At 57.1% G+C, this 12,653-nt stretch carries 11 protein-coding genes and 1 pseudogene; 6 read left to right on the forward strand and 6 right to left on the reverse strand.

The window, feature by feature from the left end; genetic code table 11:
• Position 1: 1 nt before the first annotated feature.
• Genes ACR0LX_RS21045 through ACR0LX_RS21055 form a run of 3 tightly spaced genes read right to left on the reverse strand, consistent with a single transcriptional unit; the run spans position 2 to position 3,222 of the window.
• Positions 2-1,111 (reverse strand): Gfo/Idh/MocA family protein, encoded by a 1,110-nt coding sequence (locus tag ACR0LX_RS21045; protein WP_480785325.1) that lies wholly within the window; start codon positions 1,109-1,111, stop codon positions 2-4.
• The gene (locus tag ACR0LX_RS21050; RefSeq protein WP_480785326.1) at positions 1,108-2,163 is read right to left on the reverse strand and encodes a sugar phosphate isomerase/epimerase family protein; all 1,056 of its coding nucleotides are present in this window, start codon (positions 2,161-2,163) and stop codon (positions 1,108-1,110) included. Before ACR0LX_RS21050 ends, ACR0LX_RS21045 begins: the two co-directional genes overlap by 4 nt.
• Positions 2,164-2,187: 24 nt before the next feature.
• On the reverse strand, positions 2,188-3,222 hold the full coding sequence (locus ACR0LX_RS21055) for a LacI family transcriptional regulator (protein ID WP_480785327.1): 1,035 nt from the start codon (positions 3,220-3,222) through the stop codon (positions 2,188-2,190).
• A 146-nt stretch (positions 3,223-3,368) separates the two neighbouring features.
• Between ACR0LX_RS21055 and ACR0LX_RS21060 the strand changes: the two genes are divergently transcribed.
• From ACR0LX_RS21060 to ACR0LX_RS21085, 6 genes are read left to right on the forward strand one after another with little or no spacing between them, the layout of a single operon-like run.
• Positions 3,369-4,598, forward strand: coding sequence for an ABC transporter substrate-binding protein (locus tag ACR0LX_RS21060; RefSeq protein ID WP_480576777.1), 1,230 nt, complete (start codon positions 3,369-3,371; stop codon positions 4,596-4,598).
• Positions 4,599-4,656: 58 nt separating this feature from the next.
• On the forward strand, positions 4,657-5,580 hold the full coding sequence (locus ACR0LX_RS21065; protein WP_170780558.1) for a carbohydrate ABC transporter permease: 924 nt from the start codon (positions 4,657-4,659) through the stop codon (positions 5,578-5,580).
• Positions 5,573-6,490 (forward strand): carbohydrate ABC transporter permease, encoded by a 918-nt coding sequence (locus ACR0LX_RS21070; RefSeq protein ID WP_170780559.1) that lies wholly within the window; start codon positions 5,573-5,575, stop codon positions 6,488-6,490. The genes ACR0LX_RS21065 and ACR0LX_RS21070 overlap by 8 nt, the downstream gene beginning before the upstream one ends.
• Before the next feature lie 4 nt (positions 6,491-6,494).
• Positions 6,495-7,583, forward strand: a complete 1,089-nt coding sequence (locus tag ACR0LX_RS21075; protein WP_480785328.1) for an ABC transporter ATP-binding protein — start codon at positions 6,495-6,497, stop codon at positions 7,581-7,583.
• A 25-nt stretch (positions 7,584-7,608) separates the two neighbouring features.
• The gene (locus tag ACR0LX_RS21080; protein ID WP_480785329.1) at positions 7,609-8,352 is read left to right on the forward strand and encodes a sugar phosphate isomerase/epimerase family protein; all 744 of its coding nucleotides are present in this window, start codon (positions 7,609-7,611) and stop codon (positions 8,350-8,352) included.
• 9 nt (positions 8,353-8,361) lie between these two features.
• Positions 8,362-9,495: a Gfo/Idh/MocA family protein gene (locus ACR0LX_RS21085; RefSeq protein WP_480785330.1), complete on the forward strand. Its 1,134-nt coding sequence runs from the start codon at positions 8,362-8,364 to the stop codon at positions 9,493-9,495.
• Between the two features lie 43 nt (positions 9,496-9,538).
• Here the strand turns inward: ACR0LX_RS21085 and ACR0LX_RS21090 are convergent, their stop codons facing one another.
• From ACR0LX_RS21090 to ACR0LX_RS21100, 3 genes and pseudogenes are all read right to left on the reverse strand, one after another.
• Positions 9,539-10,036 (reverse strand): MarR family winged helix-turn-helix transcriptional regulator, encoded by a 498-nt coding sequence (locus ACR0LX_RS21090; RefSeq protein ID WP_480785331.1) that lies wholly within the window; start codon positions 10,034-10,036, stop codon positions 9,539-9,541.
• Positions 10,037-10,446: 410 nt separating this feature from the next.
• The gene (locus ACR0LX_RS21095; RefSeq protein WP_480785332.1) at positions 10,447-12,171 is read right to left on the reverse strand and encodes a sulfatase-like hydrolase/transferase; all 1,725 of its coding nucleotides are present in this window, start codon (positions 12,169-12,171) and stop codon (positions 10,447-10,449) included.
• Between the two features lie 407 nt (positions 12,172-12,578).
• Positions 12,579-12,653, reverse strand: a pseudogene (locus tag ACR0LX_RS21100) (VOC family protein); the annotation flags it as partial.

Raw genomic sequence — 12,653 nt, forward strand, 5'->3', positions numbered from 1 at the left:
GTCACCGCCCCACCCATGCGCCGTCTTTCGCAGCCGAGGATTGGGCCGCTGCGATAAACCACATCCCGTCCAGACCGTCCTGCAAATTCGGGATCAGCGCATTATCGGCGCCCAAGGAAATAACGTCGGCGATGTCATTGTAGAGCGTTGCAAAACCTTCCAAATACCCTTCGGGATGTCCTGGCGGGATGCGGGTCCAGTCCGGGCCGGTTCCAGCCCCACCACGGGTCAGGATCTGTTTCGGTTCGCCAAAGCGCGTGTAGGTCATGTGGTTAGGGTTCTCCTGTGCCCATTCAAGCCCACCTTTGTCACCATAGATGCGCAGGCGCAGACCATTTTCGCAGCCCACCGCCACCTGACTGGTCCAAAGCATTCCCCGCGCGCCGCCTTCGTAGCGCAGCAGAATATGTGCGTTGTCGTCCACCTGTCGGCCAGCGCCAAAGCTCTGCAGATCCGCAGACAGCGCCTGAACCTTCAGCCCGGTAACAAAATTGGCCAGATTGAACGCATGGGTGCCGATGTCGCCGATAGCACCAGCGCCGGACTTCGTTGGATCGGTGCGCCAACCGGCCTGCTTGTGCCCGTCTTGTTCCAGCGGCTCTGTCAACCAGTCCTGCGCATATTCCGCCTGTACCAACCTGATTTGTCCCAGATCACCGCGCTCAACCAAGGCGCGGGCCTGCCGGATCAACGGGTAACCCGTGTAGTTGTGGGTCAGAAAGAACCGGGCCTTGCTGGTTTCGACGGCAGCCTTGATCGCATTAGCCTCCTCGCTGCTGGCAGCAAGAGGTTTGTCGCAAATCACGTGGATACCTGCATTCAAGAACGCTGCGCTGGGACCAGCATGCATGTGGTTGGGGGTCACGATGGCAACCGCGTCAATCCCATCTGGGCGCACCGCCTCGGCCTTTGCCATATCCTCGTAAGAGGCATAAGACCGGTCCGACGCGATCCCAAGTTCCGCTGCACTGGCCGCCGCCCGATCCGGATCCGAGGACAGCGCCCCGGCAACCAGTTCAAACCGCCCGTCGATACGGGACGCAATCCGGTGCACGGCACCGATAAAGGCCCCCTGCCCGCCACCGACCATGCCCAGTTTCAAACGTGTCATAGCCCCAACATTCCCTTGATCATTGGCTCATCCCGCTCGCCACCGGCAAAGTCGTCAAAGGCTTTCTGCGTGACCTCGATCAGGTGTTTTTCAATGAATGGTGCGCCCTCGGCCGCGCCTTGTTCGGGGGATTTGATGCAGCATTCCCATTCCAGAACCGCCCAGCTGTCAAAGCCGTATTGGGTCAGTTTCGAAAAGATCCCGGCAAAATCCACCTGGCCGTCGCCAAGCGACCGGAACCGGCCCGCGCGGTTCATCCATCCCTGATAGCCAGAGTACACACCTTGCCGCCCGTCCGGATTAAACTCGGCGTCTTTGACATGAAACGCGTTGATACGGTCATGGTAGAGATCGATGAACGCCAGATAATCCAACTGCTGCAACAGAAAGTGGCTGGGATCGTAGTTGATCATCGCCGCCTCGTGACCGTCACAGGCATCGACGAACATCTCGAATGTTGCGCCATCGAACACATCCTCACCCGGATGGATTTCGAACCCGATATCCTGCCCGTGATCGGAATAGTGGTTCAGGATCGGGGCCCACCGGCGGCCGAGCTCGGCAAAGGCTTCCTCGATCAGCCCGTCGGGCCGCTGGGGCCACGGGTAAAGAAACGGGAACGCCAGAGAGCCGGTGAAACTAACAGTGTGCTTGAGGCCCAGCCGTTCGCTGACAATCGCGGCCTTCTTCATCTGATCCACCGCCCATGCCTGACGCTTGGCCGGGTTGCCGCGGCAGTCTTCCGGCGCAAAGGCATCGAATGCTGCGTCATAGGCCGGGTTTACCGCGACCAATTGGCCTTGCAGATGGGTCGACAGTTCGGTGATCTCAACCCCGGCATCCGCGCAGATGCCTTTGACCTCATCGCAATAGGTCTGGCTGTCTGCGGCCTTGCCCAGGTCAAACAGGCGCGCGTCAAAAGTCGGTATCTGCACCCCTTTGTACCCAAGCCCAGCGGCCCAGGCCGCGATTTCAGCAAGTGAGTTGAACGGCGCGTCATCCGCCGCGAATTGCGCCAGAAACAAAGCTGGCCCTTTGATCTGAGTGCCCAAATTGGTCTCCTTGATTGTCGGACGTCAAAGACTGTGAAGCGCGCTTCGGTCGGGCACTTCCAGACATTGCATGGGTGAAATTTCGGGGTTCTGGATTGCCTGTATGGTGGCCTTTGCCAGAAACGCTCCTGTGGTATCGACATTTTCGTGAATGACGATGATTTCCGGGCGCACGAATTGCAGCATGGGTATGGCCTCTTTCGACACGATGTCGAAGTCGCCCCCAACCCGGAAATCCAGGCTTTCCATTCCAGCCACAACCGCCATGGTCGCGTTGGTCGAGGCGCAGATGAACCCGTCTATCTTGGGGTCCGCGGCCATCTTTCGCGTTGCCCATTCACGGGTTTCGAATGTGGTCGCATCGCTGTGCACCTGTTGTGCAACATGCAGGTTCACACCCTGCTTTTCTGCAGCCGCCTTCGCCCCGTTCACCATCTCGAGCGCGTAGTTCTGGTCAAGCGGAGGAGCGACCAGCACAAGATTCCGACGTCCCTTGCGAACAAGTTCATCAACCCCCAGCCGGGCATAGGTGAAATTATCGAAATCGTAATAGGCATGCTGTCCGGCCCATTTGGTACGACCATGGGTGGCAAAGGGAAACTTGCGGTCCATAAGGTATCTTGCGCGCGGGTCCTCGGTCCGGACCTGATTGAAGATAATGCCATCGGCCGTCTGGTTTTCGACGATATAGCGCACCGACTCCATTGGATCATCATCGGGCAGGATCGGAATCACGTTCAGATGGTAAGGGGTCTCGCGAAGGGCCACCCCGATCGACGACAACAGGCGCGCCGTGACATTCATCATTTCGCGTTCGGTCGACATCACCAGTGAGATCACATTCGTGCGTCCGGTCCTCAGACCAACGCCAGCGCGATTCGGGACATAACCGAGTTCTTTGGCGATCTGACGAATCCTTTTCTTTGTTGATTCGCTGATATCAGGCGCATCCGCCAACGCGCGCGAAACAGTGGGAACCGCCATTCCACTCACTTCCGAAATGGTCTTGAGAGTCGGCTTCCGAGAGCTTGATCTGGGCGCAGGGCTTTTATTTTTCATCGTTTTCACCTTCGCTTTGCTGAGGCCGATCAGAACTGCAGGGCGGTATCTGATGGCGTCAAATCTATCCAGAAAGAAAACTGTTGCAAGTACAATCTAAAACGTTATAGAAAAATCTACAACGATTTAGTTGGGAGGAAAACGCTATGAAGACCAAAGCCGCTCTGGCAACCACAGCAGCAATTGTTAGCGCTAGCGCGTTGAGTGCTGCCGATCTTGAAGTGACACATTGGTGGACATCCGGAGGTGAAGCGGTTGCAGTTTCGGAATTCGCCAAGGCCGTAAACGAAAAGACGGCACATAACTGGGTGGACGGCGCGATCGCCGGATCAGGCGGCACGGCGCGTCCAATCATCATCAGTCGCATCCTGGGCGGTGATCCAATGGCAGCGACGCAGCTGAACCATGGCCGTCAGGCGGAAGAACTGATCGAAGCAGGCCTGATGACGGACCTCACCGATTTGGCCGAGGCCGAAGGTTGGAAAGACTTCGTTTACCCTTCGTCCCTGCTAGAGGGCTGCACCTACGAGGGGCGTATTTACTGCGTTCCGGTAAACATTCACTCGACCCAATGGCTGTGGCTCAGCCACGACGCCTTTGAAAAGGCCGGTATTGACGTGCCAAAGGACTGGTTCGAATTCGTCGCCGCTGCACCCAAGCTGGAAGAAGCCGGATTGGTGCCGATGGCACAGGGGCAACAAGGCTGGCAGCAGGCGATCGCGTTCGGCGCATTGTCAATCAGCGTGGTCGGGATCGACACCTGGAGCAAAGTTGTCGTCGAAAAGGATGCCGACGTAGCCGGCGGACCGGAATATGCCAAAGTGTTCCAGGCTTCGGCTGATGCCCGCGAGCTGGCGCGCAACAGCAACGTGCAGGACTGGAATCTTGCCACCAACATGGTGATCACCGGCAAAGCGGGTGGACAGATCATGGGCGACTGGGCTCAGGGTGAGTTTGCCGTAGCTGGTCAAGTGGCCGGCGAAGACTACACCTGCTTGCCAGGTCTGGGCCTGAACCAGGTCATCGACACCGGTGGCGACGCATTCTATTTCCCCGTCGTAGACGACCCTGATGTCAAGGCCGCGCAGCTTGAGATGGCCTCGATCCTGATCTCAAAAGAGGCACAGGTCGCCTTCAACCTGGCAAAAGGTTCGCTGCCTGTCCGTGGTGACATTGATCTGTCGACCGCAAATGACTGTATGCAGAAGGGCCTTGCGATCCTGGCAGCGGGCGGCGTGTTGCCCAATGCGGACCAAACCCTGTCCGCTGACACTCAGACCCAGATCAAGGATCTGATGGCCGAGTTCTGGGCTTCGGACATGACCGCCGAAGATGCACAGGCCCGGTACGCGTCGATTATCGCGTCTGCCGACTGAGCCTGACATGTCGGGGCGCGCCTCTCCCCCCGCGCCCCGACCCTTAACGGGGTTTCCTATGACACTTGCAGATACCGCACGCGTATCCGACAACCCGGTACGCCGTCCAAAACAGTTGTTTCGCAACCTAAGCGCCAAGTTCGCCTCGATCCCGATGATCCTCACGGCGCTGGTGGTGTTTGTCGGCGGCACGGCGTGGACAGTCGCACATTCCTTCACCAAGTCTCGCCTGCTGCCAAAGTGGGACTTTGTTGGACTGGATCAATATGAACGGCTCTGGAACAGCAACCGCTGGATCATTTCGGTCGAAAACCTATTGATCTATGGTGTCTGCTCGCTGGTACTGACCATGGTCCTGGGTTTTACCCTCGCGGCCCTTCTGGATCGCAAAATCCGGTTCGAGGGCGCGTTTCGCACCATATTTCTATACCCTTTCGCCCTGTCCTTCATCGTTACCGGCCTCGCCTGGCAATGGATCCTGAACCCCGATTTCGGCATTCAGGGCGTTGTGCGCAACATGGGTTGGGAAAGCTTTACTTTCGACCCGCTCAACAATCCGGATATCGTTATCTTCGGCATCCTGATCGCAGGTCTCTGGCAAGGCACCGGCTTTGTCATGGTCATCATGCTGGCCGGTCTGCGCGGCATTGACGAAGACATCTGGAAAGCCGCCCGAGTCGACGGCATCGGCATCACCAAAACCTATGTCCGCGTGATCATCCCAATGATGCGCCCTGTCTTCGTGACCGCCTTGGTCATCATCGCCAGCGGCATCATCAAGCTTTACGATCTTGTGGTCGCGCAGACCAATGGAGGCCCGGGCATCGCATCCGAAGTCCCCGCCAAATACGTCATCAACTACATGTTCGAAGCTCAGAACCTTGCACAAGGCTTTGCTGCCTCAACCATGATGTTGCTGTCGGTCATCATCGTGCTGGTCCCGTGGGCTTATCTGGAATTCGGAGGAAAGAAACGTGGTTGATGCGACATCCCAAACCGCTGGACGGATTCTGGAAGGCCCTCGCGGAAGCAAGCCGAAATCGCGTCTCTCGCGCCGCAACATATTCCTCTATGGCACGTTGCTGCTGGTTTCGATTTACTACCTGCTGCCGCTTTACGTGATGATCGTCACCTCGCTGAAGGGGATGCCGGAAATCCGTCTGGGCAATATCTTTGCGCCGCCTGTCGAAATCACTTTTGAGCCCTGGGTTAAGGCCTGGGCAGAGGCCTGCACGGGCATCAACTGCGATGGCCTGAGCCGGGGTTTCGGAAATTCGGTGAAGATCCTGATCCCATCGCTTATCCTGTCCATTTCGATTGCCAGCGTGAACGGCTACGCGCTTGCCAATTGGCGGTTCAAAGGGTCCGAGGTGTTCTTTACCATCCTGATCATTGGGGCCTTCATTCCCTATCAGACCATGCTCTATCCCATCGTGATCATCCTGCGAGAGATCGGGTTGATGGGCTCGCTCTGGGGGCTGGTTCTGGTGCACACGGTGTTTGGGATGCCGATCCTGACCTTGCTGTTCCGAAACTACTTCACCTCGCTGCCGGAAGAGCTGTTCAAGGCCGCCCGCGTCGACGGTGCCGGGTTCTGGGGTGTCTATTTCCGGGTGATGCTGCCCATGTCGATCCCGATTTTCGTGGTCGCGATGATCCTGCAGGTCACCGGCATCTGGAACGACTTCCTGTTCGGCGTGATTTACACCAAGCCCGAAACCTATCCGATGACGGTGCAGCTGAACAACATCGTGAACTCGGTCCAGGGCATCAAGGAATACAACGTCAACATGGCCGCAACGCTACTGACCGGCCTTGTCCCTCTCGTCATCTACTTTGTCTCCGGCAAACTCTTTGTGCGCGGTATCGCCGCCGGCGCTGTGAAAGGTTGACCCAATGAACATCCATTCCCATTCCGTCGAAGTCCGCGATCTGGACCTGCACTTTGGCGAAGTCAAAGTTCTGCAAGAGCTGAACATCGACATCCATGAAGGCGAGTTTCTGGTGCTGCTGGGGTCGTCCGGGTGTGGCAAATCCACCCTGCTGAACTGTATCGCCGGGCTGCTGGACGTGACCGACGGGCAGATCTTCATCAAAGGTCAGAACGTAACCTGGAAGGAGCCTTCAGACCGTGGCATCGGCATGGTGTTCCAGTCTTATGCGCTGTACCCGCAGATGACTGTCGAAGGGAACCTATCCTTCGGCCTCAAGAATGCGCGCGTTCCCAGAGATGAGATCGCCAAGCGCGTGGCGCGGGCCGCCGAAATTTTACAGATCGAACCTTTGCTCAAACGCAAGCCGGGCGCATTGTCCGGCGGTCAGCGTCAGCGCGTCGCCATCGGCCGGGCACTGGTGCGTGATGTCGATGTGTTCCTGTTTGACGAGCCGCTCTCGAACCTTGACGCCAAGCTGCGCACCGATCTGCGGGTTGAACTCAAACGCCTGCATCAGCAGCTCAAGAACACTATGATCTATGTGACGCATGATCAGGTCGAGGCGATGACCCTTGCGGACCGGATTGCCATCATGAAGGGCGGTAAAATCATGCAGTTGGGCAGCCCCGATGAGATCTACAACCGGCCCCAGAACATCTACGTCGCAGGTTTCATCGGCAGCCCGGCAATGAACATGATCGAAGGCCGCATCGACAATGGCCAATTCGCCGCCCAAGACCTGTCGCTGCCGCTGGACAGCTACGAATTCGAAAGGACTGGCCACCAAGCCGGGCCCGTTGTCATCGGTATTCGCCCCGAACATGTACTGACCGGCGACGCGATTGAGACTGCTGCGGCACAGGCAGAGGTCGAAGTTCAGATCGTCGAGAAACTGGGTTCGGATACTCTGGTTCACTCCACCCTTGGGTCACTCAACCTACGGTTCCGCATGGATGGGCTCAGCCGCGTGGCCGAGGGCGATCGCCTGCGAATTGGTTTCGATACTTCGCGCGCTTCGCTGTTTGATGCCGCGACCGAGACGCGACTGTAACCCGCGTCAGATGAAAGGACATATCATGCCTGCTATTTCATATCAGCTTTACGGTTCGCGAAACTGGCCCCTGCTGGACACGCTCGCCATGCTTTACGCAACCGGATTTAACGAGGTCGAAGGATATGGTGCCCTGTTCGCCCAGGCACCTTCGCTCACGGAAGACCTCGCAACGGCGGGGCTGAAAATGCCCACATTGCACTACGGCCTCGCCGACATTGAACGCGACCCGGATGCTGCGATTGATCTCGCCCGGGCTGTCGGAGCCGAAGCAGTGTTCGCGCCCTTTCTGGACGCCAAAGACCGTCCGACGGATCGCGCCGGTTGGGAAGTATTTGCCGAACGTCTGGTAGCCGCTGGCAAACCACTGCAAGAGGCCGGGCTGATCTTCGGTTGGCACAATCACGATTTCGAACTGGTCGATCTGGGTGGTGGCGTAACGCCGCTGGACATCATCGCCGGCGCCTCGCCCGATCTGAAGCTCGAGCTTGATCTCGGCTGGGTCGTGCGCGCCGGGTTGGACCCGGTACACCTCATCCGAACCTACGGCGATCAGATACATTCGGCGCATATCAAGGACCTGGCACCGCAAGGCGACTGTGTTGACGAAGACGGTTGGGCTGATGTGGGTTATGGGGTCATGGACTGGACCGCGATCCACGACGCGCTGCAGGACGCCGGCGTCTCTCGTTATGTCATCGAACACGACAACCCCAACGACCACCACCGTTTCGCGTCGCGTTCGCTGGCAACCGTACAAGCCCTTTGAGGATATTCCATGAGCACACTTGGCGTCGGCATCATCGGATGCGGCAGCATCTCTACTACGTACCTAAAATTTGCGCCCCTTTTCAAAGGGCTGGAAGTCCGCGCGGTCGCGGACATCAATATGAGCGCGGCGCAGTCCCGCGCCGACGAGTATGATATCCGCGCCGAGGAGGTAGATGACCTGCTGGCCGCGGGCGACATCGACGTTGTCGTCAATCTGACCATCCCCGAGGCCCATTTCGACCTGACCAAGCGTATTCTCGAGGCTGGAAAGCACACCTATTCAGAAAAACCTCTGGTCCTGACTTTGGATCAAGGCAAAGCCCTGCGGGATCTGGCCGAAAGCAAAGGGCTACGCGTGGGCTCGGCACCGGACACGTTTCTGGGTGGTGCGCACCAGCAAGCACGCGCGGTCATCGATGACGGCCAGATCGGCCGCGTGATCGGCGGAACCTGCCACGTAATGTCACGCGGCATGGAGAATTGGCACCCCAACCCGGATTTCTTTTTCCAACCGGGCGCAGGGCCGGTCCTTGATCTCGGCCCATACTACATTACCAACCTGATCCAGCTGATCGGTCCGGTTAAGGCCGTCTGCGCCATGACCGCCGCAAGTTTTCCCACGCGTACAATCGGCAATGGCGCCCGCGAAGGCGAAGAGATCCCGGTCAATACGCCAACCAATATCCACGCGCTTCTCGAATTCGAAAATGGCGCCATCGTAACCTTGGGGGCCAGTTGGGACATCCGCGCTCATACGCATCCAAATATGGAGCTATACGGCACCGAGGGCACGATGCAGGTGCCCGACCCAAACTTCTTCGGCGGAGACGTGATGATTTCCGATCAAGCTGGCGACCTGCATCCTTTGCCTGGCTCAGAGCATCCATTTGGCGTTGCGAACGAAATCCACGGCGAAGACACGCAGCAGGCAAACTATCGCACCGCTGGATTGGCAGACATGGTACAAGCCATTTCAGAAGAGCGGCCCCACCGCTGCAATATCGATCTGGCCGTACATGCAGTTGATGTCATGACGTCGATACTGGACGCTGGGGAAGGTCGGCGCTGGGTCGAAATGACAACCACTTGCGAAAAACCGCGCCCGCTCACGTCTGCAGATGCACGTGATCTGTTGAAGTGAATGCTACGCTTTTGATGCTCTCGAGCAGGCGCGTCGCCAAGTCTCAATCAAAATCCAGAACATCCAACGCTGATCGCTTGGGGGCGCGGCTATCCTTATCAAGCTTTTGGTGAAGCTTTTCGAAAGCAGAAACGATTCCCAAAAGTTCCAGTTTCGAAAATGGGGAAAGCAGATCTTCTTCAAGGTCCAGCGCAATAGCCGAGATTTTTCGGTACACTTCCAACCCTCTGGGGGTAAGGGATATTTCCAAAAGCCGCCTGTCTTCTTCGCTGGACTCGCGGTTCAGGAGTCCAGAGGAAACAAGCTTTCTAACTGCACGGCTGACGGTTGGTTTGTCTAAATTAACGCAATTGTGGATTTCACGAACAGAGACTCTGTCGCAACGCGCGACATGTGCGACGACCCGCCATTCAGATGCATTCAGGTCGAATTCATCCCGGTAATCTGCCAATAGTCGTCTGCTAATGCGCGATGCAAGAACTGAAATTTGGTAGGGAAAAAACTGTGCAAGTTCCAGCTCCCTGTCGTCAATTTCAGTCATCTCTGCCCCCTATTTTTCCGCGCTCATAACAAAACCTCGATAAGTGTTGTGTTCCCAACGACTGTTTGAATTTATTAACTAAACTAATCCAGTCCAAGGCACTCTTCAAGCCAAGGGGTTCGCACAATGGTCGTTGAGCTTTGATTAGAACGCGGAGAGCTCTAGGGGAGATCGGTCTTCCAAACAACTTAAAGTCGCAACCCGGCCTTCGTGCAAGCGACGAACCGGTGCCAAACGGTCACTATTTCGCCTTTGCAAACTGGTGAAACAACGCTTCGACAAGACAAAGGATGCCCGTCGGGTAAATGGGCATTGTTCCAACCCCTGAATGTCACCTTGGTTTCCATGACGTCACGTCAATCCGCCTCTGGCAGCTTCGGTTGCCAACATGAAAAGCGCGTTTTTTGGCTTTATGCCGATTTGGAGTTTGGTTTCTGTGAGTCTGGGTTTGGTGTGTCCGACACGTAGTCGGCTTTGGCTTTTCCGCGGTACTTGGCGGTAAGCTCGTCGGGAACTTCGCTGCCATCGACCAGAAACGCCAGGATGCCCTTGCGCAGCGAGCCGCCGCGCATCGCCTTGATGTCGTCATCCGACTTGGTGACCCGCTGCGACATCCGACGGCCCCACTGGCCGAGATGGTCGTACAAGCGCGCGATGACATCCGAATGGTCATCGGATGTGCCGAGGTCGACAAACTCCGCCGGGTCGGACTGCAGATCAAACAGGATCGGGCGGAATCCACCCTCGGCGTGGATCAGCTTGTAGCGCCCGTCAAACACCATGAACAGGCGCGCGTCGCGGGGCTCGAGCCCAAGCTCGACACATTGCGGACGGGCGGAATAGTCGTATTCGCTGATCACATAGTCGCGCCATTCGGGCTGCTCACCACGCAGCCAGGGCAGCAGCGAGCGCCCCTCGATAATATGGCTCGGCACTTTGCCTCCAGCCGCTTCGACAAAGCTTGCCGACAGGTCCAGCGATTCAACCAGCGCATCGCATACCGTGCCCCGCGTGCCATCCGCAGCCTGGCGCGGATCAAAGATGATCATCGGCACCTTGACCGAAGGCTCGTGGAAAAAGTCCTTCTCGCCCATCCAGTGATCGCCCAGATAATCACCGTGATCCGAGGTCAGCACGATCATCGTGTCCTTCAACCGATCCGTCTGCTCCAGGTGGTCCAGCAGCACGCCCAGTTGATCGTCACATTGCTTGATCAGTCCCATATAGGCGGGAATGACCTTCTCGCGCACATCCTCCTGCTGGAACGCCTGTGACACCCGCGCGCCCTGAAAGGACTTCAGAACCGGCTGGGTATTCTCCAGCTCGCGCTCATGCCGCACGGCAGCCGGGATCGCATTCGCGCCATACATATCGTGATAGGGCGCAGGCACCACATAGGGCCAGTGCGGCTTGATATAACTCACATGCGCGCACCAGGGACCGTCGTTTTCCTCGATGAAACGGATCGTCTCGCGCGTCAGCCAGGGGGTCTCGCTGTCTTCTTCGCGGATATTGGCCGGTTTGTCCGCATTCTTGAACATCCAGCCCGAGGCTATGTCGCCCTCCTCGTCAATCCCGGCATTGGCAAAATCCGCCCAGGGGTTTTCCGACGGGTAGCCTTTGGATTTCAGGTATTCGTTATAGGGCGACCGCTTTTCGTCATAAAACCCGTCGGGACCCTCGGCCCACAGACCGTCATCCCGGATCCAGGCATCAAAACCGCATTCCGACTGACGTGCGCCAATCACGCTGTCGGGGCTCAGACCAAGGCGTTCCATCCCGGCCTTGTCCGCTTTCATATGGGTCTTGCCGATCAGCCAGCAATCCATCCCCAATTGACGCAGGTGATCACCAAGCGTTACCTCGCCAACGCGGATCGGAAACCCGTTCCATTGCGCCCCATGGCTGGACGGATACCGGCCCGTATAATAGCTCATCCGAGACGACCCGCAGATCGGAGACTGAACATAGGCATTCGTAAACCGAACACCCATCGCCGCAACCCGGTCAAAATTCGGCGTCTTCAAAACCGGATGACCCGCACAGGACAAATAGTCGAACCGCAACTGATCATACATGATGAACAGAATGTTCTTGATCGGCTTCGCCGCTTCCTGATCAGCCCCTGAACTCATGCCTTCTCCTCCAAAACCGTGCTCCAATTATTTTCGTTACGCCAAAATAATCCACACTAAGGTCCGCTAGGCGAACCTGACTGTTTACTAAATTCCCGGAAGCTGAAAGCAATGCGAACCCGGTGGCTCGCTGAAGGTCAAATAACGCAACACTACTCATCGGGGCCATCTTCAACCGGCACCCTTTGGTTGGGGTTTCAACCTCGGTAAGCTATTCTTCGGATGTCACAAAAACTGCCGTGCATGAATTGCAGGGCCCAAGTTTTTTAGCGAATGTGGAGGCCAGATCAAGATTGTGCTGGCCTCAGTATTCTTGCGCAAAGAGAATTTCGTATCGCAGACCCCGCCAGCGATTAATTTGGGTTAGGATTTGGGTTGCTCCGGCTGGGTGTTGCCGGAGCGGGGATTTATTTTTTGAGTTCTTTTGCGTGCAGCCAATCGGCGTGTTTGGGTGCGCGTTTGGTTTTGGACCAGTCTTCCAG

The organism is Ruegeria sp. CH11 (assembly GCF_056537105.1).

Coding starts and splice junctions, on each gene's coding strand:
- ACR0LX_RS21075 (WP_480785328.1), top strand. CDS start 6,495: ATGAACATCCATTCCCATTCCGTCGAAGTCCGCGATCTGGACCTGCAC.
- ACR0LX_RS21060 (WP_480576777.1), top strand. CDS start 3,369: ATGAAGACCAAAGCCGCTCTGGCAACCACAGCAGCAATTGTTAGCGCT.
- ACR0LX_RS21095 (WP_480785332.1), bottom strand. CDS start 12,171: ATGAGTTCAGGGGCTGATCAGGAAGCGGCGAAGCCGATCAAGAACATT.
- ACR0LX_RS21090 (WP_480785331.1), bottom strand. CDS start 10,036: ATGACTGAAATTGACGACAGGGAGCTGGAACTTGCACAGTTTTTTCCC.
- ACR0LX_RS21065 (WP_170780558.1), top strand. CDS start 4,657: ATGACACTTGCAGATACCGCACGCGTATCCGACAACCCGGTACGCCGT.
- ACR0LX_RS21055 (WP_480785327.1), bottom strand. CDS start 3,222: ATGAAAAATAAAAGCCCTGCGCCCAGATCAAGCTCTCGGAAGCCGACT.
- ACR0LX_RS21080 (WP_480785329.1), top strand. CDS start 7,609: ATGCCTGCTATTTCATATCAGCTTTACGGTTCGCGAAACTGGCCCCTG.
- ACR0LX_RS21085 (WP_480785330.1), top strand. CDS start 8,362: ATGAGCACACTTGGCGTCGGCATCATCGGATGCGGCAGCATCTCTACT.
- ACR0LX_RS21045 (WP_480785325.1), bottom strand. CDS start 1,111: ATGACACGTTTGAAACTGGGCATGGTCGGTGGCGGGCAGGGGGCCTTT.